The sequence below is a fragment of the Azospirillum halopraeferens DSM 3675 genome (assembly GCF_000429625.1).
GTDB classification, from domain to species: domain Bacteria; phylum Pseudomonadota; class Alphaproteobacteria; order Azospirillales; family Azospirillaceae; genus Azospirillum; species Azospirillum halopraeferens.
This window is the reverse complement of the sequence record NZ_AUCF01000044.1, coordinates 1-24236: the sequence shown is the minus strand read 5'-3', so window position 1 is coordinate 24236 and position 24236 is coordinate 1. Positions and strand designations below refer to the sequence as shown.

Below are 24236 nucleotides of genomic sequence, written 5' to 3'. Positions count from 1 at the left end.
CCCGGCCCTGACCTGGAGTTTCCACGATGACCTCACAATATGTCGGTGAGATCCGGCTGTTCGCCGGCAACTACGCGCCGCAGGATTGGGCGCTGTGCAATGGCCAGCTTTTGACCATTCAGGGCAACGAGGCGCTGTTTTCCCTGATCGGGACCATCTATGGCGGGAACGGCACCACGAACTTCGCCCTGCCCGACCTGCGCGGCCGTCTGCCGATCGGCGTCGGTGCGGCCAACGGCACCGTCGCCCAGGGGGGGACCAGCGCCTATTCGATCGGCCAGACCGGCGGGGCCGTGACGGTCACGCTGGCCACCGCCAATCTGCCGGTCCACACCCACACGCTGAACGCCTCCACCGCGGCGGCCACCGCCACCTCGCCCCAGGGCACCGTGCTGGCCGACCCCAGCGACGATTTCAACTGCTATTTTCCCTATGGTTCGACGGTTACCAACCGTGTGATGGCCGACAACGCGCTGCTGCCCGCGGGCGGCAACCAGGCCCACAGCAACGTGATGCCCACCCTGCCGCTCACCTACATCATCGCGGTGTTGGGTCTCTATCCGGATTTCAACTGACCGACGGGAAGGACACGACTTATGGATGCGTTTATCGGAGAGATCCGGGCCTTCCCCTACGGCTTTGCCCCGCTGGGTTGGCAGGAGTGTATCGGACAGGCATTGCCGGTGTCCCAGTACCAGCCGCTGTTCGCGGTGATCGGCTACCAGTTCGGCGGCAGCGGCGCCCAGTTCAAACTGCCGGATCTGCGCGGCATCGCCGTCATGGGCGCCGGGACGGACGCGCAGGGCAACGCCTATCCCTTTGGCACGCCGGTCGGTTCCCCGACCGTCACCCTGTTCCAGTCCCAGATGCCATCCCACGACCACACGCTTCAGACGCAGGGTGGGTCCACCCGGGTCACCGCGCCGTCCAGCGCCGCACTTCCGGCGGCGCCGCAGTACATCCGCAGCGGACAGATCTTCAATTACCTGGGTTACACTCCCACCACCGCGACCCCGGCCCCGACGGTGGTCGCCATGAGCCCGGCCGGGGTGGGCGTCGCAGGCAGCGGGCAGGCGCACGAGAACCACTCGCCCTATCTGGTGCTGCGCTACTGCATCAACGTGGACGCGTACGACTCGGTGTTCCCGGTGCGGCCCTGACAGCGGTGACGGGCCGGCGATCATGATCGTTGCTCCGTCCACGCCCCTGCCGGGGTTTCCCAAGCCGCGACAGGCTCCCTCCGGGGAGCCTGTTCTGTCGATCCCGGGATACCGGCTGCGGCCCTGCCGCGACGCCGATCTGCCGTTCCTGAAGCGGCTCTACCGCCACGCCCGCGACGCCGAACTGGCCCGCACCGGCTGGCCGGAAGAGATGAAGCGCGCCTTCTGCGAGCAGCAGTTCCACGCCCAGCACACCGATTACCTGCGCCGCTTTCCCGACGCCGACTTCCTGCTGATCCTCGACCGGCGGGATCCGGTGGGCCGGCTTTACGTGGACCGCGGCCTCGACCTGCACCTCGTCGATATCAGCCTTCTGCCGCAACGGCGGGGCCGCGGGCTGGGCACCGCGGTGCTGCGGGCGCTGCGGGCGCTGGCGATGGAACGCGGCGGCGGCGTGGTGCTGAGCGTGGCGGTGGACAACCCGCGCGCCGCGGCGCTCTACCACCGGATGGGCTTTCGCCACCGCGCGACGGACGACACCCGCCACCATCTGCGCTGGGACCCCGACCCGTCCGCGACGGAGTAACCGCTGCCGCAAGGGCACTCATCCGTTCCGGAATGGCTTCGGCGCTTCCGTTTTTCCCTCCCCCGCCGCACCATGGCGCGGTCATCGTCCCGGAGATCCGGGGGAGAGCATGGGCGGTTACGACGATATACCCCTTCCCGACGTGCTGGAGCCGCTGTTCGCCGCCGCGGACGACGGCGACGCGGCGCTGGGCGAGGCGGTGACCGAGGTGGCCGAGATGCTGGCGGTGCTGGGCGCCCTGGTGGTCGACCGCAACGGCGACCCGGTGCCCGGCGCCACCGACGAGATGGCGGTGCTGGGCGCTCTCGGCAGTTACGGCCGCATGCTGCTGGACCTCGGCCACACCGCCGAAGCGGCCGAGGTCAGCGACCTGATGGAGCGCATCGATGCCAACCGCCCGCGCCCGCCGCCGCGCTCCTGCGTGTGATACCGGCGGCATCTGACGGATGTCGCCGGTATCACCCTCTCGATCAATGCCAAGGCATTGATCTGCCGGGTTTTACGGTCGGCAATTGATGGAAGTGATCAATTGCCGACCGTATGATGCGGCCGGCATGACGCTTCCGCGGCGGGGGAAACGTGATACTCATACGGTCGGCGGCGGGGCAGGGAGCGGAGCGGGCGGCCGGATGAACCGAAAGGAACGCAGGGCGGGTGCCGCGGGCGGAAACCGGGCGGCGGCGGCGGACCCCGCGGCGCCGCTGCTGGCGCAGGGGCTGGCGCTGCACCGGGACGGGCACGCGGCGCCGGCGGAGGCGCTGTACCGTCAGGCCCTGGCCGTGCGCCCCGGCCATCCCGACGCCCTGCACCTGCTGGGCATGCTCGCCTGCGGGGCCGGCCGCTTCGCCGATGCGGCCGATCTCATCGGGCAGGCGATCGCCGGCAACCGGACGGTGCCCGACTACCACGCCAACCTCGCCTTCGCCCTGCACGCCCTGGGCCGGTACGAGGAGGCGGAATCCGCCTGCCGGCGCGCCCTGCGCCTGCGGCCGGGCCTTCCCGAAGCGGCCAACACGCTGGGCAACGCCCTGATGGCCCGCGGCCGCCCGGCGGAGGCGGAGCGCGCCTACCGCGAGGCCCTGCGCGGCCGCCCGGCCTATGCCGAGGCGCAGGGCAACCTGGGCGCCGCGCTGCGCGCGCTGGGCCGCGCCGCGGAGGCCGAGCCGGTCCTGCGCGCCGCGCTGGCGGCGTTGCCGGGGATGGCGGAGGCGCGGCTGGCGCTCGGCCGTACGCTTGCCGACCTGGGGCGTACGGAGGAGGCGGAGGCGGACCTGCGCGCCGCCCGCGCCGCCCGTCCGGACCACGCCCCCACCCTGGCCGCCCTGGCCGTGACCGTGGAGCGGCGGGGCCGCACGGCCGAGGCGGCGGCGCTGCAAGGCCGCGCCATCGCCCTGGTGCCGGACGACGGGGAACTGTGGAACCTGCACGGCCAGTCGTTGCTGCGCCTCGACCGCACCGCTGCGGCGGCCGGCGCGTACGCCCGCGCCGTACGTCTGTGCCCCGGCATGGCGGAGGCGCTGACCAATCTGGGATCGGTGCGGCGGGAGCAGGGCGACCCCGCCGGGGCCGCGGCGCTGCACCGCCGGGCCGCCGCGGCGCGGCCGGGCTACGCCGCCGCCCACGTCAACCTCGGCCTGGCGTTGCAGGACCTGGGCGACGCCGCCGCGGCGGAGGCCGCCTTCGGCGCGGCGCTGACGCACGATCCCGCGGAAGGGGCGGCGGCGCTCAACCGCGCCCTGCTGCGCCTGCGCGCCGGCCGGCTGGGCGAGGGCTGGGCCGACTACGCCGGGCGTCCCGCCGGGCCGGGGCCGGCCCTGCCGGAATGGACGGGCGGGGACATCGCCGGGCGCCACCTGCTGATCCGGCGCGAACAGGGGCTGGGGGACGAGCTGATGTTCGCGTCCTGCTACGCCGACGCCATCGCCCGGGCCGGCCGCGTCACCATCCAGTGCGACCGCCGGCTGATCCCCCTGTTCACCCGTGCCTTCCCGCAGGCGGCGGTGCAGCGGCCCGCCGACGATCCCGCGGACGCCGACCTGCATGTGCGGGCGGGCTCGCTGCCGCGCGTCCTGCGCGACCGTCTCGGCGCCTTTCCGCCCCGCCCCGCCTGGCTGACCGCAGAGCCGCAGCGGGTGGCGGAGCGCCGGGCGCGGCTGGCCGACGGCGCCGGCCCGGTGGTGGGCATCGCCTGGACGAGCTGGCGCAGCGACCGCACGCGCCGCGCCGCGTACACCACGCTCGACCAATGGGGGCCGCTGTTCGCGGTGCCGGGCGTGCGCTTCGTCAGCCTGCAATACGATGGCCGGTACGACGAGCTGGCCGCCGCCCAACGGCGCTTCGGCGTGACCATCGCCTGCGATCCCGCCGACGACCTGGCCAACGACCTGGAGACGGCGGCGGCGCTGACCGCCGCCTGCGATCTGGTGGTGTCGGTGGCCAGCGCGCCGGGCGAGCTGGCCGGGGCGCTGGGCGTGCCGGTGTGGCGGGTGTGCGCGCCCGACTGGACGCACCTGGGCACCGCCGTGCGCCCCTGGTTCCCCACCATGCGCCCGGTGCCGCCGCCGCCCGGCGGCACCCCCGGCGACGCCCTGGTCCGCGTCGCCCGCGACCTCGCCGCCCTGGCCGGAGCCCGCCGGTGACGGGCGACGCCGATGTGCGGGCGCTGCTGGCCCGGGCGCTGCGCCATCATCAGGCGGGGGAGCCGGACGCGGCCGAGCCGCTGTACCGCCGCATCCTCGACTCCCGCCCCCGGCACGCCGACGCCCTGCACCTGCTGGGCGTGCTGACCCACCAGCGGGGCCGCCACGCCGACGCGGCGGCGTTGATCGCCGAGGCGATCCTGGCCGACGACACGGTGCCCGACTACCACGGCAACCTCGGGCTGGTGCTCCAGGCCATGGGCCGGATAGCGGACGCCGCGGAATGCCAGCGCCGGGCCATCGCCCTGAAACCCACCCATGCGGAGGCCCACTACAACCTGGGCCTGGCGCTCGCCGTCGCCGGGCAAGCGGCGGAGGCGGCCGCGGCCTACGCCGAGGCGGTGCGGCTGCGCCCCGACTTCGCGCAGGCGCACCTCAACCTCGGCGTCGTGCTCCAGGACCTCGGCCGGGTGGAGGAGGCGATCCACCACCACCGCCGCGCCGCGGCGTTGCGCCCCGCCGACCCGGCGCCGTGGAACAACCTGGGCATCGCCCTGCGCCTGCTGGGCCGCGGCGACGAGGCCATGGCCTGCTTCGGCGAGGCGCTGGCGCGCCGGCCCGACGACCCCGCGGCCATCGTCAACGCCGCCGACACCCTGCGCGCCCGCGGGCGCCTGCACGAGGCGGCCGACGCCTACGCCGAGGCGCTGCGCCACGACCCCCGCAACCCCGACGCGCTGCACGCCCTGGGCCGCGTGCTGATGGACCTGGGCGCCGTCGCCGACGCCGCCACCTGCTTCGACGCGGCACTCGCCGTGCGGCCCGACCATCCGGAAACGCTGGACAACCTGGGCACCGCCCGGCTGGCGCTGGGCGACGCGGCGGCGGCGGCGGCGCTGCACCGCCAGGCCCTGGCCCGCCGACCGACCCTGGCGCCGGCCTGGAACAACCTGGGCAACGCCCTGCAATCCCTCGGGCAGGTCGGGCCGGCGCTGGCCTGCTGGCGCGCCGCGCTGGCGCTGGCCCCCGATCTGGCGGGCGCCCTTTCCAATCTGGGCAACGGCCTGCGGGAGAGCGAGCGTTTCGCCGAATCGGGGGCCGCCCACCGGCGCGCCCTGCGGCTGATGCCGGGGGACGCCGGGGCGCACAACAACCTGGGCTCGGCGTTCCAGAAGGAAGGGCGCCATGGGGCGTCCGTGGCGCCGCTGCGCCGCGCCCTGGCCCTGGAGCCCGCCTACGCCGAGGCACTGAGCAATCTGGCGCTGGCCGTGCAGCGCGGCGGCGACCGGGCGGCGGCGGCGCGGCTCTACGACCGCGCCCTCGCCCTGCTGCCCGATCTGGCGCTGGCGCGCTTCAACCGCGGCCTGCTGCGGCTGGAGGGCGGCGACACCGCCGGCGGCTGGCCGGACTATGCCTGGCGCTTCGCGTCGGGACAGATCGGCGCCGCCCGCACCTTCTCCGTGCCGGCCTGGCGCGGCGAGGACCCGGCCGGCCGGACCATCCTGGTGTGGCGCGAGCAGGGGCTGGGGGACGAGGTGCTGTTCGCCTCCCTCTACCCCGACCTGATCGCCGCTGCCGGGCGGGTCATCATCGACTGCGACCCGCGGCTGACCGGCCTGTTCGCCCGGTCCTTTCCGCAGGCGACGGTGCGCGCCGCGGGCAGCGTGTCCGGTCCCGACGCGGATTGGCACGTGCCCGCGGGGTCGCTGGCCCGCGTCTTCCGGCCGGGGCCGGTCGCCTTCCCGCCACGGCCGGCCTGGCTGGTCGCCGATCCGCAGCGCGCGGCGGAGTGGCGGCGGCGGCTCGACGCCCTGCCCGCCGGCCTCAGGGTGGGGATCGCCTGGCGCAGCAGCCTGATGACGGCGGAGCGCCGGGCCTCCTACACCGCGCTCGACCAATGGGCGCCGGTGTTCGCGGTGCCGGGTGTCCGCTTCGTCCTGTTGCAGTACGACGACTGCGCCGACGAGGTGGCGGCGGCGGAGGCGCGCTTCGGCGTGCGGCTGCACCGCTGGGACGACCTGGACCTGAAGAACGACCTGGAGGGAACGGCGGCGCTGATCGCCGGCCTGGACCTGGTGCTGTCTCCGGCCGTGTCGGTGGGGGAGCTGGCGGGCGCCCTGGGCGTTCCCGTGTGGCGCCCGTGCCGGACCGACTGGACCCGGCTCGGCACCGCCGTCCGCCCGTGGTTCCCGGCCATGCGCCTGTTCACCCCGCGCCCCGGCGAGACGCTGGACGACGTGCCCGCGGCGGTGGCGCGGGCCCTGCGCGCCGCGGCTGCCGCGGCTGCCGTCGCGCCGCCGGCGGAATCGGCGGCGCCGGCCGTTCCGGCCGTGGCGGCGGCACCGGCCGTCCCGGTCGCCGCGAACGCCGCCCCGGCACTGGTCGCCGCGGCGTTGCAGGCGCACCGGGCCGGCGACCTGCGGCAGGCGGAGGCGCTGTACCGCCGCGCCCTCGACGCCGAGCCGGGCCATCCCGACGCGCTGCACCTGCTGGGGGTGCTGGCCCACCAGATCGGCGCCCACGCCGCCGCGGCCGAACTGATCGGCCACGCCATCGCCCGGCGCGGCGACGCGGCGGAGTATCACGGCAACTTCGGCTCCGTCCTGCAGGCGCTGGGGCGCACCGCCGAGGCGGTGACCGCCTACGGACGGGCGCTGGATCTGCGCCCCGCCTTTCCCGAAGCGCTCAACAACCTGGGCAGCGCGCTCCAATCCCTGGGCCGTACCGAGGAGGCGGCGGCGCGCTACCGCGGCGCCCTGGCGCTGCGCCCGGACTATGCGGCGGCGCGCGCCAACCTGGGCACCGCCCTGCACGCGCTCGGCCGCCCGGAGGAGGCGCGGGCGGAGCTGGAGGCGGCGGTCGCGCAGGACGCCGCTGCGGCCGACGCCCGGCTGGCCCTGGCCGCCGTGCTCTGCGATCTCGGCCGGGCCGCCGAGGCGTCGGAGCAGGCGCGTGCCGCGGTGGCGCTGGCGGGCGACGATCCGGAAGCGCACGCGGCGCTCGGCAAGGCGCTCCACCTGCTGGACCGGCCGGCGGAGGCGGCGGACAGCCTGGAGCGCGCGGCGGCCCTGGGCGGCCGGCGGGCAGCGGCGCTGGACCTGCTGGGGGCGGTGCGGCGGCGCCTGGGCGACGCCGCAGCCGCCGTCGTCTGGCACCGCCGGGCGGTGGAGGCGGAGCCGGAGCGCGCGGCGGCCCACACCAATCTGGGTCTGGCGCTGAACGCCTCCGGCCGGCGCGCAGCGGCAGCGGCGGCGCACCGTCGTGCCCTTGCCCTGGCGCCGGCCATGGCGGAGGCGTGGAACAACGCCGGCGTCGCGCTCCAGGACCTCGGGGCGCCGGAGGCCGCCGCCGCGGCGCACCGCCGCGCCATCCTGGTCAACCCCGACCTGGCGGAAAGCTGGGGCAACCTGGGGGCGGCGCGGCTGCGGGCGCGCCGGTGGTCGGAGGCGGAGGCCGCCTGCACCCGCGCCCTGGCCCTGCGCCCCGCGCTGGCGGGGGCGCTGACCACCCGCGGCGCGGCCTGCAAGGGAGGGGACCGCTTCGCCGCGGCGGAGCGCGACCACCGCCGCGCCCTGGCGGTGGCGCCGGCCCACGCCCGGGCGTGGTCGAACCTGGGCGGCGCCGTCGCCGGGCAGGGCCGCTGGGGTGAGGCGGAGGCGTGCCTGCGCCGTGCGGTGGCCCTGGCCCCCGATCTGGCCGACGCGCTGGTCAACCTGGGGCACGTGCGGCAGGCGTGCGGCCGCTTCGCCGCCGCCGAGGCGCCGACGCGGCGCGCGCTGCGGCTGGTGCCCGACCAGCCCAACGCCCTGGTCAACCGCGGCCTGGTGCGGCTGGCGCGGGGCGACCTTGCCGGCGGCTGGGCCGACTACGCCCACCGCTTCGCCGCGGGGCAGGCGGCGCCGTGGCGGCGTTTTGCCATGCCGGAGTGGCAGGGGGAAGATCTTGCCGGCAAAAAACTCCTGGTGTGGGCAGAACAGGGCCTCGGCGACGAGCTGATGTTCGCCACCCTGATCCCCGGCCTGCCGGCGGCCGGCATCCACCCGGTGGTGGAATGCGACGCCCGGCTGGTGGGGCTGTTCGCCCGCTCGTTCCCCGGCGCCACGGTGCGGGCGGAAACGGCGGCGCCCGACGACGCCGACCGCCACATTCCCATGGGCTCGCTGCCGCGGCTGCTGCGGGCGCGGCTGGCGGATTTCCCGGCCGGCCCCGCCGCCCGGCTGCGGCCGGAGCCGGGGCTGGCGGCGCACTGGCGCCGGCGTCTCGACGCGCTGCCGCCCGGTCTGCGCGTCGGCGTGTGCTGGCGCAGCGCCCGCATCACCGCCGAGCGGGCCGCCGCCTACACCCGCCTGGACCAATGGGGGCCGCTGCTCACGCTGCCCGGCGTCGTCGCCGTCAATTTGCAGTACGACGACTGCGCCGCCGAGATCGCCGCCGCGGAGGCGCACTTCGGCGTGACCATCCACGGCTGGCCCGACCTGGACCGGCGCAACGATCTGGAAGCCATGGCGGCGCTGACCGCCGGGCTGGACCTGGTGGTGACGGCGCCGACCGCGGTCGGGGAGCTGGCGGGGGCGCTGGGGGTGCCGGTGTGGCGCATCGGCGGAGCCGGCGACTGGTCGGCGCTGGGCACCGGCTGCCGTCCCTGGTTCCCGTCCATGCGCCGGGCCGCCGGCCGGCCGGGGGAGGGACCGGGCGATGCCCTGCTTCAAGTGGCGCGTGATTTGCATAGGGTGATGGGGGCCAACGCCTGCCGGGGCCGGGAATTAACGAACGGTTAAGGCGGGAGGGGTAGCGTGAACAGTGGCCGGGAGTGTCCGCCGCAAGCGGCCTCCGGCCCGGTGATCGATGGCGGCGATTGCCGTTCAGGGATGGGAGGGTGTCATGGCGGATGATGGATTGGCCGGCGTCAACTCGATGGTCTCGGGTCTGACCGATTCCATGAATTCTGCGATCAAACGCCTGCAGGAGCAGAAGGAAGGCTCCCAGCCCGAGAACGTCCAGGAATTCCGCAAGGACGTCCGCAAGTCCGTGATGAACACCCGCGGCTTCGCGACCGACATCGGCGTCCTGGCCAAGAACATGACCCGCCTGAACGTCGTCTCCAACCTGGGGGCCGGCGATCCCGTGGACTTCTACAAGTTCCGGGTCACCAACAAGGGCGAGGCCACGCTGGGCCAGATCGGCGACGAGGGCGTCAACGTCCAGCTCATGAACAAGTACGGTCTCGTCGTCGCCGACAGCAACAAGGACGCCGGCGACAAATACGAGAATTTCAAGAAACTCATGGAGGGGGAACTGACCCTCGACCGCGGCGACTACACGCTGCGGATCGCCCGCGAAAAGGGCGTGGACAAGAACGAGGCGAAGAACTACGCCGTCCAGCTCAGCATGGGCACCTACACGAAAGATTTCGACACCGTCGCCAAGCAGCCCCGCAAGGGCGAAAACCCGTTCCAGATGTCCGCCGGGCAGCAGGAGATGCTGAGCGGGCTGAATGCGGCGCTGCAGAACATGCGCTCCATGCCGACCGGTCAGTCGGGCACGCAAAAGCTGTTGGGCAGCTTCAACATCTTCGTTTAGGGTTGGGGCTCCCGCGGGCCGGTGGTACCGGCCGGCGGGTTGACCAGCGGGGATGGGTGCATGTTCGACGGTGTGACGGGCTCGGTGCCGGGGCCGGAAGGGACGGTGGGCGGTGCGGCCTGAGGACGCGCTGGCGACCATCGACGTGGCGGTGCTCGCCGGAGGTCTCGGCACGCGCATCCGCAGCGTGCTGGGCGACACCCCCAAGGTCCTGGCGCCCATTGCCGGCCGCGCCTTCCTCGGTCATCTGCTCGATCATCTCGCCCGCTACGGCGCGCGGCGTGCCGTGCTGTGCCTCGGCCACCTGGCCGACCGGGTGACCGCGTGGCTGTCCCGCGGCGATTCCCGCCACGCCATCGAGGTGGTGTGCGAGATCGAGCCGCGGCCGCTGGGCACCGCCGGGGCGTTGCGCTTCGCCCGCGGGGAACTGCGCTCGGACACTGTGCTGGTGGTGAACGGCGACACCTTCGTGGATGCCGACCTGCGGGCCTTCGTCGCCGCCCACCGGCTGTCGGGGGCCGAGGCGTCGGTGCTGTGCGTCGAGGTGGAGGACGCCGCCCGCTTCGGCCGGGTGGACGTCGGGCCCGATGGCCGGGTGCTCCGCTTTGTTGAGAAGGCGCCGGGGCGCGGGATCATCAACGCCGGGGTCTATCTCTTCTCCGCCGCCTTCCTCGACCGCATCGCCGCGTCCGACGCGGTGTCGCTGGAGCGCGACGTGCTGGAACGCCAACCGCCGGGAACGCTGCGCGCCTTCGTGGCGCAGGCGTGCTTCATCGACATCGGCACACCCGAAAGCCTGGCCGTTGCCGCCGAGGTCATCGGCGGCAGGGCATGACCCCCGGCGCCGCAATGCCGGCGCCCCCGTGCGTCGTGATGCGCGCCGACGCCTCGCCCGCCATGGGGACGGGGCATGTCATGCGCTGCCTGGCCCTGGCGGAGGCGTTGCAGGACCGCGGGGTCCGGGTGGTGTTCGCCATGGCCGCCGGTTCACCCGCCATGGACGCCCGGGTGGCCGGCGCCGGCTTCACGGTGCACCGCACGCCTTCACCGGCCGGCGGCCCGGCCGATCTGGCGGCCACCCGCGGCCTGCTCGACGCCGAGGGTGCCCGGGCGCTGGTGCTCGACGGATACCACTTCGACACGGATTTCCGCACCGGCCTGCGGACGCCCGGCCGGCCGGTGCTGGTCTTCGACGACCTGGCGGATCGGCCGGCGTTCCACGCCGACCTGGTGGTGAATCCCGCCCTGCAGGCGGACCGTGAGCTGTATGCCCGCATCGCGCCGGGGGCGCGGCTGCTGCTGGGCCCCGCCTACGCGGCGCTGCGGCGGGAGATCCGCACCGCGGCGGCGGCTCCGCGCCCCGACCCGGTGGAGCGCCGGGCGGTGCTGGTGACCTTCGGCGGGGCGGACCCGCCGGGGCTTACCGCGCCGTGCCTTGCGGCGCTGGCGGAGCGGCTGCCGGTGTCCTGCCGCCTCCTCGCCGTGGTCGGCGGTGCCAACCCGCGCGCCGCCGAGGTCCGCGCCGTCGCGGCCCGGCTGGGCGATCGGGCCGAGGTGCATGTGGACACCCCGTCCATGGGGGCCCTGATGGCGCAGGCCGGGTTGGCGGTGTCGGCGGGCGGCGGTACCACCGGGGAACTGGCGGCGCTGGGGGTGCCCATGCTGCTGGTGGTGATCGCCGACAACCAGGCCCCGGCCGCCGCCCGGGCCGCCGCCGCCGGCCTGGCGGCCGTGGTGGACGCCCGTTCCGACGCGCCCGGAGCCGCCGTTGCCGCCATCACCGCGCAGGCCCGCCATCTGTGGGATGACCCGCAGCGCCGGGGCGCCATGGCGGCGCGGGCTGCGGCGGCGGTGGATGCGCAGGGCGCGCCGCGCATCGCCGACGCCCTGATCGCGGCGATGGGCGCCGGTCACTCCTCGTAGGCGCCGAGGGTGACGTCGCGCGGGAACGGGTGGGGGTGGCGGGCCCAGTCCCGCTCGAACATCTCGAAGACGTGGACGTCGTGCCACTGCCCGTACTTGAAGATGTGCTCGCGGTAGACCCCCACCGGGCGGTAATGCAGCACCGTCTGGAGGCGCAGCACCCGGCTGTTGCCGGCCATGAACGAGTTGACGACCTTGTTCATGCCCAGCCGGTAGAAGGCGTAATCCATGATGAAGGCGTGCATGTAGCCGCCCAGCCGGCGGCGCTCTTCAGCGTCCGCGAAGTAATGCCCGGTCGAACAATGACGGTTCACCCGGTCGATCCCGGCGAACGACAGGTAGCCGACGGGCCGCCCCTCATGCTCGATCACGAAATGGCGCAGGTCGTCGCGGGTGGCGCAGCGCTCCAGCCAGGCGCGCTGCTCGGCCTCGCCATGGTCGATGTCGGTGAACATCCAGCGGGTGACGTCCGGACGCTTGCGCCAATCGAGAAGCAGGGCGGCGTCGTCGGGGACGGGGCGGCGGAAGCGGAACATGGCGGCGGGTCCTTTCTCAGCAGGCCAGCGCGCCGCCGTCCACCGGCAGCAGCGCGCCGGTGATCCAGCGCGCCGCGTCGGACAGCAGGAAGGCGATGGCGGCAGCCACATCCTCGGGCCGTCCCAGACCCATGGGCTGGCGCTCGGTCATCCGCGCGAATTGCTCCTCCGTCAGCTTGCGGCGGGCCTGGCGCACCAGTTCCGTCTCCACCAGCGCCGGGACGACGCAGTTGACGCGGATGCCGTCGCGCAGCAGTTCCAGGGCCAGCCCCTTGGTGGCCGCCTGCACGCCGCCCTTGCTGGCGGCGTACACGACGTTGCCGGGCGTGCCGATCTGCCCGGCGATGGACGAGACATAAACGAGCGCCGCGCGCTCCGCATGGACGCCCTTCTGCCGCAGGCCGCGGGCCAGCGCCAGGGCGCTGCCCAGATTGGCGTCCATGATCCGGTCGTAGAGGGCGCGATCGAACGACCGGATCGGCCGCGTCTCCTGCACCCCGGCGCAGTGGGCCAGCCCATCCAGCGGCCCGCCGGCCTCCGCCACCGCCCGGACGCGGGCGGGCACGGCGTCCAGGTCGGTCAGGTCGAAGGGGCTGGCGGCGTGGCCGGAGCCGGGCAGATCGGCCAGGGACTCCTCCAGGCGCGCCGCGTCGCGCCCGTTCAGGGTCACCCGCGCCCCCAGCCCGGCCAGCAGCCGCGCGGAGGCCCGGCCGATGCCCGACGAAGCGCCGGTCACCAGCACGTGGCGGCCGGTCATCTCCATCGGGTTGAGGATGGCGGGGTTGACGATGGCGGCACCCATGGACGTCACACCGTCATCGGCGGCCGGGTGGCCGGGATCTCGACCACCGCCGGCGGCGGGATGGGGCCCACCTCGGCCACCAGGGCGCCCCATGACCAACCCACCCCGAAGCCGGCCATCAGCAGCCGGCGCGGCCCTTCGGCCAGGGAGGCGGACAGGCGGTGGCTGATCGCCAGCGGGATGGAGGCGGAGGAGGTGTTGCCGAACTCCGCCATGTCCACCAGGAAACGGTCCTCCGGGAAGCCCGTCTTCTTGCGCAGATGGTCCAGCATGAACTTGTTGGCCTGGTGCAGGACGCAGACGTCGATGGCCCCGGCGGTGGTGCCGGCGTGCTCCAGCGCCTCCTTGACCAGGGGCGGCACGGCCTTCAGCGTGAAGCCGAACACCTCGGCGCCGTTGAGGGAGAGGCGGGACTCGGCGAACAGCCGTGCCTCTTCTTCCGGCGTGCGGGGGTGGAGGGGCGGCACCAGGGTGTGGCGCCGGCCGCCGGCCTTGATGCGGATGTGGGCCGCACCGCTGCCGTCGGTGCCCGCCACCACGTGCAGGCGCGGTGCCGCCGCGTCCGCCTCCAGCGCCGTGGCGGAGCCGGCGTCGCCGAACAGCGGCAGCGTGGCCCGGTCGTCCGGGCGCAGATGGCGCGACGAGGTGTCGCCGCACAGCACCAGGGCGCGGCCGCGCCCCGGCTCCGCGACGATGCCCGACAGCAGACGCGCCGCGATCCAGGTGCCGTAGACGAAGCCGGAACAGCCGAGGTTGACGTCGAAACAGGCCGCGGCGGTGGACAGGCCCAGCCGGTTCTGCATCACGCAGGCGGTGGCCGGCAGGTTGTAGTCGGCGTCCTGGGATACGAAGACCAGCACGTCCACGCTCTCCGGCTGCCAGCCGAGCTGCTCCAGCAGCCCTTCCGCCGCGGCGACGCAGAGGTCGGAGGCGCACAGGTGCGGCGGCAGGATGCGCCGTTCCCGCACCCCGGTGGCGGCGCACAGCTTGGCCGCCTCCTCCGCCGTGAAGGGGGCGGGATCTTCCAGGAAGGAATGGCGGTCGACCGGCACCGCGGCGCGGAAACCGGCGATGCGCACCCCGTCGACGACGGCCTTGACCATGGACTCCTCCGCTCGCCGGGGCCGCGGCACCCGGTCTTCTTGAAACCCCGTCCCGGAAGGCGTACCAGGGACGCGTTCCCGATGCTAGACGCGGCAGCATGATCAAATGGTTGACGAGAGCGAGCCGGCGGTGCCGGTCGTCCTGCCGGAGCGCATCATTCCGCCCCGCGCCTATCACGATCCGGCGGTCCACCGGGACGAGGTGACCCGCCTCTTCCGGCGGTCCTGGCTGTTCGCCGGTTTCACCGACGACCTGCGGGACGACGACGACTTCATCACGGCGGAACTGGCCGGTACCTCGGTGGTCGTGCAGAACTTCCGCGGCGCCCTGCGGGCTCTGCACAACGTGTGCTCCCACCGCTTCGCCCGGCTTCAGACGGCGGCCTGCGGCAACCGGCGGCTGGTCTGCCCCTACCACGGCTGGCTCTACAACGCCGACGGCGTGCCGGTCGGCATTCCCGGCAACGACGAGCATTTCGGCTTCGATCGGGAGCGCCGCCGGGCGCTGGCGCTGGACCGCTTCGAGGTGGCGGTGCGCGGCCGCTTCGTCTTCGTGCGGCTGGAACCGGGCGGCGCCGGCCTGGACGAGCACCTGGGGGCGTACGGCCCGCTGCTGGACCACGTCTCGGCCGCCTTCCCCGACCGCTTCGACGATCAGACCGTGCCCTGGGCGGCGGACTGGAAGATCGGGGTGGAGAGCGTGCTGGAGGTCTACCACGTCGCCTCCGTCCATCCGGAGACCTTCAAGCCCTTCTTCAGGGGGACGTGGGACATCGAGTCGCAGCCGCCCCACTCGCGCGGCGTCGCCGCCCTGTCCGACACCGGCGTGCGCTACTGGAACGGCATCGTCCGTCATCTGGGGCTGCGGACCACCGACCGGCACCGCGACTACGACAACATCACCATCTTCCCCAATCTGGCGCTGGGCATCACCCACGGGGCGATGCTGAGCGTGCAGACCTATGACCCCGTGGCTCCGGGGCGCTGCGATCTGCGCTTTCGCCTGTTCCTGGCCGCTGCGGAGCGGCGCGACGGCCCGGTCCGCCGCCATGTGGAGGACTCGCTGCGCGCCATCAACCTGCGGGTGCTGGAGGAGGATCGCGCGGTCAGCGAAACCGTCCAGCGGGGCATCGTCCAGGCCCGGCGTCCGGCGGTGCCCGGACGCAACGAGGCGCGAATCCACACCTTTCACGCCGCATGGCTGGACCGCATGGACCGGGATGACTACAGTATTATGGGATAGTTAACCAACGCGGGTCTACCACGGGACGATGCAGGCGTGTCAAAGGCGGCGGGTGGTTTATGACTGATGCGGTTCGATACCCCATGCCGTCCGACCCGGCGGCGCGCGCGGCGGTGGCGGAACTGCTGGACCACCTGACAGCGCGCGACTTCGATGCCGACCGGGTGGCGCGCTTCGCCGCGCTGTGTGACCGCCTGCGCCGGGACCTGGACCTCGACACCCGCGTGGCGCTCGCCGACGCGTTGCGCCGCGACCCGCCCATCGGCGACACCATCCGCGTCCATTCCGTCCTGTTCCAGCTCACCGGCGACCTCTACCACTACGAACGCATCCTGCATTACCTGCTGTTCGGGATGGAGGACGTGGCGCCGGAGCTGCTGCACTACACGTTCTGGTGTCTGCAACGGCAGATCTTCATGGGAATGGCGGCGGCCGACAAGGCGGCGGCCTTCGTGCCCTGCGACCTGTTCCGGTTCTACCGGGCTATGGTGGGCACGCTGGCGCGGCGCTGGTCGCTGACGCCGGCGCGCCGGGCGCCGCGGCCGGGGCCGATCCGGCGGGTGGCGGTGGTGACCAACCAGTTCACCGGCGAAGGGCACCAGCCCACCCGCGACGCCTTCGACATCGCCCGGCGCCTGCAGGATGAGCACGGGCTGGAGGTGGCGATCATCAACGCCAACCTCATGCCGCTGCGCATCGAGAACCTGTTCATCCCCCCCATGGTGGTGGAGATGGTCGAGCGCTACGAGGGCGTGCGCCTGATGGAGATGTTCGGGCACCGCGTCAAGACGGCCTCGTTCACCGGGCGCGCGTTCGACCGGGCCAAGGTGGCCGACATCGTCTCCATCATCGACGAGTACGATCCCGACGTGCTGATCGCCTTCGGCGGCACCAACATCGTCTGCGACCTCTTCGCCGTCGCCGGGGCCCGGCCGGTCGTCTGCGTGCCCACCACCTCGGGCATCACCATGTCGCTGGCCGATATCCTGCTGGGATTCGACGAGCACGACTACACCGCAGACATTCCCGCCCTCTACCGCGCGCCCTTCGCCCGCCGCTTCCGGCCGTTCAGCTTCGGCTACACGCTGCCGCCCACCGACGCCGGGGCGACCGGCGACCCCGGGCTTCCCCCCGGCGCCTTCGTCTTCGCCGTTGTCGGCACCCGCCTGGACCAGGAGGCGGACGACGCCTTCCTGGCGCTGGCGGAAGCGGTGTTGGACCGCTGCCCCGGCGCCGTCGTCGCCTTCGCCGGCCCGGTCCGCGACCTGCCGGCGCGGCTCGCCGCCTCCCGCCACGCCGGGCGGCTGCTCAGCACGGGCCACATCCCGGACATCCGCGCCTTCTACCGCCGCTGCGGCGCGCTGCTGAACCCGCGCCGCCAGGGTGGCGGCGCCAGCGCCGCCTACGCCCTGGCCGAAGGGGTGCCGGTGGTCACCTTCCCCGGCGGCGATGTGGCCAGCGTCACCGGGCCGCGCTGGCAGGTGGCGGACGCCGCCGCCTACGTCGCCCGCGCCGCGGCCCTGTGCGCCGATCCGGCCCTGCGCGCCGCCGAGGCCGAGGCGGCGCGCGACCGCTTCGCCACGGTCGTCGACCGCCGCCATTCCATCGACCGGCTGCTGCGCTGCGCCGAAGAGGCGCGCACCCTGTCGGCCGCAGGGGAGCCCGCTCCATGACGTCCACCGCCGTCGCCGACGCCTTCGCGACCCTGACGCCGTTCCTCACGGCGCGCCAGTTCGACGCGGATGCGCTGAACCGCTTCACCGAAGCCTGCGACCGCATCCGAGCCGCGCTCGATCAGGCGGAGCGGGTGGAACTGGCGGACCGGCTGCGCGACCGGGCGCCGACCGGCGACACCATCCGCCTGCATTCGGTCCTGTTCCACCTGACCGGGGATCTCTACGACTACGAACGCATCCTGCATTACCTGCACCTGGGGCGGGACAGCGTGTCGCCGGCGCTGATGCACTACGTCTACTGGTGCATGACCCGTCAGGTGTTTCTGGGTGCCGCGTTGTCCGGCAAGGCCGCGGCCTTCGGTCCCTGTGATCTGTTCCGCTTCTACGAGGCGCTGGTCGATGCGGTCGCCGTCCGCTGGGGTATCGTGCCCTCCCGGCGGGCACCCCGGCCGGGGCCGGTGCGGCGCGTCGTGCTGGTGACCAACCAGTTCCTCGGCACCCGCCACCAGCCGTCGCGGGACGTCTTCGACTTCGCCCACCGGCTGGGGGCGGAGGGCGGGCTCGACGCCATGATCGTCAACGCCAACCTGATGCCGCTGCGCGTCGAGGCGCTGTTCATTCCGCCGCTGGTCGCCACGGTGGAGGATCGCTACGAGGGCGCTGCCAACATCGAGATGTGGGGGCGGACCGTGCGCATGGCCTCCTTCACCGGCCGCGCCTTCGACGAGGCGAAGCTGCACGCCGTCACCGGCTGCATCGACGAGCTGGACCCCGACGTGGTGATCGCCTTCGGCGGCAACAACCTGGCCGCGGACTTGTACGCCCGCGCCGGGGCGCGCCCGGTGGTCTGCGTGCCCACCACCTCGGGCCTGACCACGTCGCTGGCGCACCTGGTGCTGGGATTCGACGACAAGGACCCCACCGCCGGCCTGTCCCCCCTCTATCGCGCGCCTTTCGCGGCGCGGTTCCGTCCGTTCTCCTTCGGGTATACGCTGCCCCCGACCGACGGTGCGGCAGCCGTGCCGGATCCGGGTGAGGCGTCCTTCCTATTCGCCGTGGTCGGCACCCGCCTGGACCACGAGGCCGATCCGGCGTTCCTGGGGCTGGTGGAGGCCATCCTGGATCGCTGCCCCGGCGCCGCCGTCGCCTTCGCCGGCGAGGCGCCGGAGCTGGCCGGGCGACTCGCCGCCTCGCGCCATGCCGGCCGCCTGCGGGCGCTCGGCCACGTGGATGACATCCGCGCCTTGTACGCCCGTTGCGGCGCCCTCCTCAATCCACCCCGCCAGGGTGGCGGGGGCAGCGCCGCCATCGCCATGGCCGACGGGGTGCCGGTGGTCACGACCGCGTTCGGCGACGTGGCCGGCGTGGCGGGTCCGGACATGGCCGTCCCCGATGCCGCCGCCTATGTGGAGCGGGCCGCCGCCCTGTTCGCCGACCCGGCGTTCCGTGCGGACCGGGCAGCGCTGGCCCGCCGGCGGTTCGCGGACACGGTGGACCGCCGCCACAGCGTGGCCCGCCTGCTGTCCTACTGCGAAGAGGCGCACGCCATGATGGCGGGGGACGCCCCGTGACCGCGGGCTTCGCCATCGCCGGGCGCCCGATCGGCCCCGGCCATCCGCCCTACGTCATCGCCGAGCTGTCGGGCAACCACGGCGGCGACCTGAAGCGGGCGCTGGCCCTGATCGAGGCGGCCCACACCGCGGGTGCGGACGCCGTCAAGCTGCAGACCTACACCGCCGACACCATCACCATCGACCATGACGGGCCGGGGTTCCGGCTCGACGGCGGGCTGTGGGCCGGGCGCACCCTGCACGACCTCTACCGCGAGGCCCACACGCCGTGGGAGTGGCACGCCCCCCTGTTCGCCCATGCCCGGTCGCTGGGCCTGACCATCTTCAGCTCCCCCTTCGATCCCACGGCGGTGGAGTTGCTGGAACACCTGGATGCGCCGGCGTTCAAGATCGCCTCCTACGAGATCATCGACGTGCCGCTGATCCGCCGGGCCGCCCGTTCCGGACGGCCGCTGATCCTCTCCACGGGACTGGCGACGCTGGGCGAGATCGCCGAAGCGGTCGACGCCGCCGAAGGCGCGCCGCTGGCGCTGCTGCACTGCGTCAGCGGCTATCCGACGCCGGCGGAGGACTGCAACCTGCGCACCATCCCACACCTGGGGGAGGCGTTCGGCGTCCCCGCGGGTCTGTCCGATCACACCCGCGGGATTGCCGTGCCGGTGGCCGCGGTGGCGCTGGGGGCGGCGATCATCGAAAAGCACCTGGTGCTGTCGCGCGACGACGGCGGTGTCGATTCCGCCTTCTCGCTGGAACCGGCGGAGTTCAGGGCCATGGTGGAGGCGGTGCGCACCGCGGGCGTGGCGCTGGGCCGGGTCAACTATGGGTTGGAGCCCAGCGAGGCGGGCGGGCGCGACTACCGCCGCTCGCTCTACGTGGTGGCCGACGTGCCGCAGGGAGCGGTGCTGACGCCGGACACCGTGCGCTCGATCCGTCCCGGTTTCGGGCTGGCACCCAAACACCTTCCCGCGGTGCTCGGCCGCCGTGCCGCCCGGCCGCTGCGGCGGGGGGAACCGCTGCGCTGGGACCTGCTGCTGCCGGAGCCGGGGCAATGAGCCGGGATGCCGCGCCGGCGCGGCCGCGGGTGGTCTGCATCTCCCAGGCGCGCATCGGGTCCACCCGCCTGCCCGGCAAGGTGCTGATGGAGGCGGCGGGAGCGCCGCTGCTGGCGCACCACCTGAACCGGCTGCGCCGCTGCCGCAGCGTCGACGCGGTGGTGCTGGCCACCACCGTCCGGCCCGACGACGACCCGGTGGCCGATCTGGCGGGCCGGCTGGGGGTGGCGGTGTTCCGGGGCGACGAGGCCGACGTGCTGGGCCGTTTCGCCGGCGCGGCGGCGATGGCGGACGCCGACGTGGTGGTCCGGGTGACCGCCGATTGCCCGCTGATCGACCCCGTCCTGGTCGACCGGGCGGTGGCCCTCTTCCATGCGGGTCGCGCGCGGACTCCGCCGGTCGATTACGTGGCCATCGACACGACCCGCTTTCCCCGCGGGCTGGACGCCGAGGTGTTCACCCGCGCGGCGCTGGACACCGCCGCCGCCGAGGCCACCGATCCGGCGGAGCGTGAGCACGTCACCCCGTTCCTCTACCGCCGCCCCGACCGGTTCCGACTGGGCGAGCCGCTGGCGCCCGAAGGGCCCCCCCGGCCCCTGCGCTGGTGCGTCGACGAACCCGCGGATTTCGACCTGGTCAGCCGCCTGCTGGAGGCGCTGATGCCCGGCACCCCCGATTTCGGCTGGCAGGATTGTTGCAACCTGATGCACAACCACCCGGAATGGGCGGGCATAAACCGCGATGTCGGCCAGCGGACGGTGGGATGACCCCGTCCGGCCGCCGGCACCGACAGGAGACGAACGATGGACGGTAAAGACTTTCTGCTGGCGCTTGACGAGATGCTGGAGCTTCCCTCCGGCACGCTGACCGGAAACGAGACCCTGGAGACGCTGGAAGGGTGGGACTCCCTGGCGGTCATCAGCTTCATCGCACTGGTGGACGAGAAGCTGGGCCTGGTGGTCGAGGGTGAGAAGCTGGCCCGGGCCCGCACCGTCGCCGACCTCCTGGCGCTGGCCGGCATCGCCGTTCCCGCGTGACGCGCGGGCGCGTTCGCCGCCGCTGCGTGGCGATTCCCGGTGGTCCGGCGTCGGTCCTGGAGGTCGCCGCCGCACCGGGACGGGAAGGGCGGACGCCGGTGCTGCTCCTGCACGGCTTTGCCGGCGACGTGCTGACCTGGCAATTCACCGTCACGCCGCTGGCCGGCGACCGACCGGTGATCGCCGTGGATCTGCCGGGGCACGGCCAGTCGACCCCGGACGTGGGCGACGGCCGGGTCGCCGGCTTTGCGCCGTGGCTGGAGCAGGTGCTCGACGCCCTGGACGTGCCGCGCGTCCATGTGGTCGGCCACTCCATGGGGGGCGCCGTGGCGCTGGCCCTGGCGCGGACCGCGCCCGGCCGGGTGGCCGCCCTGTCGCTGATCGCCCCCGCCGGGCTGTCGCCGGACTTTGACCGGGAGTTGTTGCGCCGTCTGCCGTGCCTGCGGACGCCGGCGGAGGCGGACGCCTGTGCGGCGCGCCTGTTCGCCGGGCCGTCGCCGCTGGCGGCGGGCGTGGCGCGCGTGCTTCTCGCCAACGCCGTCCGGCCGGAGCGCCGGGCGGCGCTGGAGCGGATCATCGACGCCTCCTTCCGCACTGATCCGGAACCGCTGGAGCGGACGGCGGCGGTGGCACCCGTTCAGGTGCTGTGGGGGCGCTGCGACGGTGTGATCCCCCTGCCGCCGGCCGACCGGCTGCCGCCGGGGGCACGCCTTCACGTCTTCGAGGATGCCGGCCACATGCTCCACGGCGAATGCCCGGGACCGGTGGGGGCGGCGGTGCGCGCCTTCCTGGCCGGGGCGGAGGGGCGAGCGGGAGAGGAGGAGCCATGGTCGCGTCGGTGATCGAGGGGGTGCGGTTCGCCGGCGTGGTGAGCTGCGTGCCGGAGCGGCGGGAGACCACCGACGACCTCGCCGCACGCTTCGGTGAGGACACGGCGCGGCGGATCGCCGCTGCGACGGGCATCACGGCCCGGCACGTCGTGCCGCCGCACCAGTGCACCTCCGACCTGGCGTTGGCGGCGGCCCGCCACCTGCTGGACCGGCTGGGGTGGGAGGCCGGCAGCGTCGACCTGCTGATCCTGGTGTCGCAGACCCACGATCACATCCTGCCGGGCACCGGCTTCCTGCTGCACCGGGCGCTCGGCCTGGGCAAGGGTGCCGCCGTCTTCGACATGGGGCTGGGGTGTTCCGGCTATGTCTACGGGTTGTGGACGGCGTCGGCGCTGCTGCGGGCGGCGGGCGGGCGGCGGGCGCTGCTGCTGGCCGGCGACACCACGTCGCGTCTGGTGGAGCCCGGCGACCGCGCGGTGGCTCCGCTGTTCGGGGATGCCGCGGCCGCCACCGCGCTGGAGGCCGACGCGGCCGCCCCACCCATGGCCTTCGCGCTGGGCACCGACGGGGCGGGGGCGCCCTATCTGATGGTGCCGGGCGGCGCCATGCGCCGGCCCGACACGCCCGCGCACCTGACCATGGACGGAACCCAGGTCTTCGCCTTTACCCTGCGGGAGGTGCCGGGCAACGTGCGGACCGTGCTCGACCTTGCGGGCTGGAGCGTGCAGGACGTCGACCGCGTCGTCCTGCACCAGGCCAATGCCCAGATGATCCGCCACCTCGCCGCCAAGATCGGCGCCACCCCGGCGCAGACCGTCCTGGCGCTGGCCGGGTATGGCAACACCAGTTCCGCCTCCATCCCGCTGGCGTTGACGCAGGAACTGGCGGCGCCCCCCGGCGGTGGCAGCCTGCGGTTGCTGCTTTCGGGCTTCGGGGTGGGCTGGTCCTGGGGCAGTGCGACGGTTACGGCGGGGCCGCTGGCCGCCTGCGCGACGCTGGTGCTCGACGCCGACGGGAGGGCGGCAGTTTCTGCCGACCCGGCAACGGATGCCGGGGGAGAGGCACTTTCTGCCGGGTGTCCGGCAAAATTTGCCTAGTCACTTTTACCGGGTTCCGGATGGGCGTGCCCGGAGGGCAGGGATTGCCTCGAACGGGCGGCAGATTCGACCTGGTATGCTTTTTGCCTATTCCTTTGGCGGGGAATTAGTCCCCCCTCCGTCGGATCCTTCCGGCAGCGAGGCGAACCTCCAAAGGAGTGACTTCCATGGCCGTGAACGACGTCACGCTCGGCTCGTCGATGCGTTCGAACCTTCTGCAACTGCAGAACGTGAACGACAAGATTTCGCAGAAGCAGACGATCCTCTCCACCGGCAACAAGGTCAATTCGGCCCTCGACGGCCCGACCGCCTTCTTCGCCGCCAAGGGTCTGACCCAGCGCGCCGGCGACCTGTCGGCCCTGAAGGATCAGATGGGCCAGGCGGTCAGCACCATCAAGGCGGCCGACAAGGGCATCACCGCGATCAACGACATGATCGAACAGGCCCGCGGTCTGACCACCGCCGCCTATTCGGCCCTGGGCAACGACGCCGGTTCGGTTGCCACCCGTAAGGCGCTGGCCGCGCAGTTCAACAGCCTGAAGGCGCAGATCGACAAGCTGGCCGAGGACTCCAGCTACCAGGGCAAGAACCTGCTGTCCGGCAACGGCATGCGCCTGGACACCACCAGCGCGTCGCGCGCCGCCGTCAACACCATCCAGGGCGTCGACAATGCCCGCGTGACCAACGTGGTGTCGGCCGACACCTACAGCATCCGCATGAAGGGCGACGGCTCCATTGAAGGCACCGCCGGCGACATCTCCAACGCCGAGATGGCGCACGGCCTGACCGGCCTGAAGCTGTCGGGCACGCAGAGCACCTCGCTCGGCAACTTCTCCGACGTGTCCATCGAGGTCCGCGGCGCCACCGGCCGCACTCGCTCCTTCATCGTCAGCGACGGCAACGAGTCGCGCACCATCTCCTACTTCGACAACTCACAGACGATCGCGGCGACCACGTCGACCACCGCCACGTCCGGCGTGGCGCAGGTCACCAACGTCACCGTCGGTGGCACGATCGAAGCGGGCGACATCTTCTCGGTGACGGTCGAAGGCCAGACCTTCTCCTACACCGCCACGTCGTCGGACGTGGCGATCGGCCAGACCGCGACCTCCAACGTCGCCACGGCGCTGCGCGACTCCATCAACAACGCCCTGCAGGGCGGCGGGCGTCTGTCGGGCACCAGCTTCGACGTGGCCAACGTCACGGTGGGCGGCAGCGGCACCCTGACGCTGACCGGTGCGACGACGGCCGGCGTGGCCCGCGAGATGACGGTCAGCGCCTCGGCCACCAACGCCCTGACGAAGAAGATCTCGGAGAGCTTCGCCTCGGGCACCGTGGTGTCGTTCACCGTGGACCGCAAGCTGCTGGAGCAGGCGGCCAACGGCGGCAACGGCATCTCGA

21 protein-coding genes are annotated in these 24236 nt (G+C 73.4%); 18 read left to right on the top strand and 3 right to left on the bottom strand.

The window, feature by feature from the left end:
* The first annotated feature begins 26 nt into the window (after positions 1–26).
* The 9 genes from G472_RS0124265 to pseG all read left to right on the top strand — a co-directional run bounded on the left by G472_RS0124265 (position 27) and on the right by pseG (position 11888).
* Positions 27–575, top strand: a complete 549-nt coding sequence (locus G472_RS0124265) for a phage tail protein (RefSeq protein ID WP_029010453.1) — start codon at positions 27–29, stop codon at positions 573–575.
* Positions 576–596: 21 nt separating this feature from the next.
* Entirely contained in the window at positions 597–1160 is a 564-nt protein-coding gene (locus G472_RS37575; RefSeq protein WP_051341210.1) for a phage tail protein, read from the top strand.
* Between the two features lie 22 nt (positions 1161–1182).
* Positions 1183–1746 (top strand): GNAT family N-acetyltransferase, encoded by a 564-nt coding sequence (locus G472_RS35375; RefSeq protein WP_051341209.1) that lies wholly within the window; start codon positions 1183–1185, stop codon positions 1744–1746.
* 109 nt (positions 1747–1855) lie between these two features.
* Positions 1856–2173, top strand: coding sequence for a hypothetical protein (locus G472_RS0124250; RefSeq protein WP_029010452.1), 318 nt, complete (start codon positions 1856–1858; stop codon positions 2171–2173).
* Positions 2174–2375: 202 nt separating this feature from the next.
* Positions 2376–4385: a tetratricopeptide repeat protein gene (locus G472_RS0124245; protein WP_029010451.1), complete on the top strand. Its 2010-nt coding sequence runs from the start codon at positions 2376–2378 to the stop codon at positions 4383–4385.
* A complete protein-coding gene (locus G472_RS37570; protein WP_051341208.1) occupies positions 4382–9163 on the top strand; it encodes a tetratricopeptide repeat protein in 4782 nt (1593 codons plus the stop codon). The genes G472_RS0124245 and G472_RS37570 overlap by 4 nt, the downstream gene beginning before the upstream one ends.
* 160 nt (positions 9164–9323) lie before the next feature.
* On the top strand, positions 9324–9965 hold the full coding sequence (locus tag G472_RS0124235) for a hypothetical protein (protein ID WP_245593572.1): 642 nt from the start codon (positions 9324–9326) through the stop codon (positions 9963–9965).
* A 112-nt stretch (positions 9966–10077) separates the two neighbouring features.
* A complete protein-coding gene (locus G472_RS0124230) occupies positions 10078–10800 on the top strand; it encodes a nucleotidyltransferase family protein (RefSeq protein WP_029010449.1) in 723 nt (240 codons plus the stop codon).
* Positions 10801–10838: 38 nt separating this feature from the next.
* Complete coding sequence (gene pseG / locus G472_RS0124225) at positions 10839–11888, top strand: UDP-2,4-diacetamido-2,4,6-trideoxy-beta-L-altropyranose hydrolase (protein ID WP_245593571.1); 1050 nt, start codon at positions 10839–10841, stop codon at positions 11886–11888.
* Here pseG and G472_RS0124220 read toward each other — a convergent pair.
* Genes G472_RS0124220 through G472_RS0124210 form a run of 3 tightly spaced genes read right to left on the bottom strand, consistent with a single transcriptional unit; the run spans position 11876 to position 14329 of the window.
* Positions 11876–12424 (bottom strand): GNAT family N-acetyltransferase, encoded by a 549-nt coding sequence (locus G472_RS0124220; protein ID WP_029010447.1) that lies wholly within the window; start codon positions 12422–12424, stop codon positions 11876–11878. The genes pseG and G472_RS0124220 overlap by 13 nt on opposite strands.
* 16 nt (positions 12425–12440) lie before the next feature.
* Positions 12441–13226 (bottom strand): SDR family NAD(P)-dependent oxidoreductase, encoded by a 786-nt coding sequence (locus G472_RS0124215; RefSeq protein ID WP_035693625.1) that lies wholly within the window; start codon positions 13224–13226, stop codon positions 12441–12443.
* Positions 13227–13231: 5 nt separating this feature from the next.
* Positions 13232–14329 carry a 3-oxoacyl-ACP synthase III family protein gene (locus G472_RS0124210; RefSeq protein WP_029010445.1) on the bottom strand — a complete coding sequence of 366 codons (1098 nt, stop codon included), beginning with the start codon at positions 14327–14329 and terminating at the stop codon, positions 13232–13234.
* Positions 14330–14435: 106 nt separating this feature from the next.
* On the opposite strand from G472_RS0124210, the gene G472_RS0124205 reads away from it, so the two are divergent.
* From G472_RS0124205 to G472_RS0124165, 9 genes are all read left to right on the top strand, one after another.
* Complete coding sequence (locus G472_RS0124205) at positions 14436–15572, top strand: aromatic ring-hydroxylating oxygenase subunit alpha (RefSeq protein ID WP_035693622.1); 1137 nt, start codon at positions 14436–14438, stop codon at positions 15570–15572.
* Positions 15573–15655: 83 nt separating this feature from the next.
* On the top strand, positions 15656–17245 hold the full coding sequence (locus G472_RS35360; RefSeq protein WP_035693621.1) for a glycosyltransferase family protein: 1590 nt from the start codon (positions 15656–15658) through the stop codon (positions 17243–17245).
* Positions 17242–18819, top strand: a complete 1578-nt coding sequence (locus G472_RS35355) for a glycosyltransferase (protein ID WP_051341207.1) — start codon at positions 17242–17244, stop codon at positions 18817–18819. Before G472_RS35360 ends, G472_RS35355 begins: the two co-directional genes overlap by 4 nt.
* On the top strand, positions 18816–19871 hold the full coding sequence (gene pseI / locus G472_RS0124190; RefSeq protein WP_051341206.1) for a pseudaminic acid synthase: 1056 nt from the start codon (positions 18816–18818) through the stop codon (positions 19869–19871). Before G472_RS35355 ends, pseI begins: the two co-directional genes overlap by 4 nt.
* Complete coding sequence (locus G472_RS0124185; RefSeq protein ID WP_029010442.1) at positions 19868–20638, top strand: cytidylyltransferase domain-containing protein; 771 nt, start codon at positions 19868–19870, stop codon at positions 20636–20638. Before pseI ends, G472_RS0124185 begins: the two co-directional genes overlap by 4 nt.
* Positions 20639–20674: 36 nt before the next feature.
* Positions 20675–20908 carry an acyl carrier protein gene (locus G472_RS0124180; protein ID WP_029010441.1) on the top strand — a complete coding sequence of 78 codons (234 nt, stop codon included), beginning with the start codon at positions 20675–20677 and terminating at the stop codon, positions 20906–20908.
* Positions 20909–20934: 26 nt separating this feature from the next.
* Positions 20935–21750 carry an alpha/beta fold hydrolase gene (locus G472_RS35350; protein ID WP_245593570.1) on the top strand — a complete coding sequence of 272 codons (816 nt, stop codon included), beginning with the start codon at positions 20935–20937 and terminating at the stop codon, positions 21748–21750.
* Positions 21735–22835 (top strand): ketoacyl-ACP synthase III, encoded by a 1101-nt coding sequence (locus tag G472_RS0124170; RefSeq protein ID WP_029010440.1) that lies wholly within the window; start codon positions 21735–21737, stop codon positions 22833–22835. The genes G472_RS35350 and G472_RS0124170 overlap by 16 nt, the downstream gene beginning before the upstream one ends.
* Positions 22836–23002: 167 nt before the next feature.
* Positions 23003–24236 (top strand): flagellin N-terminal helical domain-containing protein (locus G472_RS0124165; RefSeq protein WP_029010439.1); only part of this gene is annotated, 1234 nt, incomplete at its 3' end.

Coding starts and splice junctions, on each gene's coding strand:
- G472_RS0124265 (WP_029010453.1), top strand. CDS start 27: ATGACCTCACAATATGTCGGTGAGATCCGGCTGTTCGCCGGCAACTAC.
- G472_RS37575 (WP_051341210.1), top strand. CDS start 597: ATGGATGCGTTTATCGGAGAGATCCGGGCCTTCCCCTACGGCTTTGCC.
- G472_RS35375 (WP_051341209.1), top strand. CDS start 1,183: ATGATCGTTGCTCCGTCCACGCCCCTGCCGGGGTTTCCCAAGCCGCGA.
- G472_RS0124250 (WP_029010452.1), top strand. CDS start 1,856: ATGGGCGGTTACGACGATATACCCCTTCCCGACGTGCTGGAGCCGCTG.
- G472_RS0124245 (WP_029010451.1), top strand. CDS start 2,376: ATGAACCGAAAGGAACGCAGGGCGGGTGCCGCGGGCGGAAACCGGGCG.
- G472_RS0124235 (WP_245593572.1), top strand. CDS start 9,324: ATGAATTCTGCGATCAAACGCCTGCAGGAGCAGAAGGAAGGCTCCCAG.
- pseG (WP_245593571.1), top strand. CDS start 10,839: ATGCGCGCCGACGCCTCGCCCGCCATGGGGACGGGGCATGTCATGCGC.
- G472_RS0124220 (WP_029010447.1), bottom strand. CDS start 12,424: ATGTTCCGCTTCCGCCGCCCCGTCCCCGACGACGCCGCCCTGCTTCTC.
- G472_RS0124215 (WP_035693625.1), bottom strand. CDS start 13,226: ATGGGTGCCGCCATCGTCAACCCCGCCATCCTCAACCCGATGGAGATG.
- G472_RS0124210 (WP_029010445.1), bottom strand. CDS start 14,329: ATGGTCAAGGCCGTCGTCGACGGGGTGCGCATCGCCGGTTTCCGCGCC.
- G472_RS0124205 (WP_035693622.1), top strand. CDS start 14,436: ATGGTTGACGAGAGCGAGCCGGCGGTGCCGGTCGTCCTGCCGGAGCGC.
- G472_RS35360 (WP_035693621.1), top strand. CDS start 15,656: ATGCCGTCCGACCCGGCGGCGCGCGCGGCGGTGGCGGAACTGCTGGAC.
- G472_RS35355 (WP_051341207.1), top strand. CDS start 17,242: ATGACGTCCACCGCCGTCGCCGACGCCTTCGCGACCCTGACGCCGTTC.
- G472_RS0124185 (WP_029010442.1), top strand. CDS start 19,868: ATGAGCCGGGATGCCGCGCCGGCGCGGCCGCGGGTGGTCTGCATCTCC.
- G472_RS0124180 (WP_029010441.1), top strand. CDS start 20,675: ATGGACGGTAAAGACTTTCTGCTGGCGCTTGACGAGATGCTGGAGCTT.
- G472_RS0124170 (WP_029010440.1), top strand. CDS start 21,735: ATGGTCGCGTCGGTGATCGAGGGGGTGCGGTTCGCCGGCGTGGTGAGC.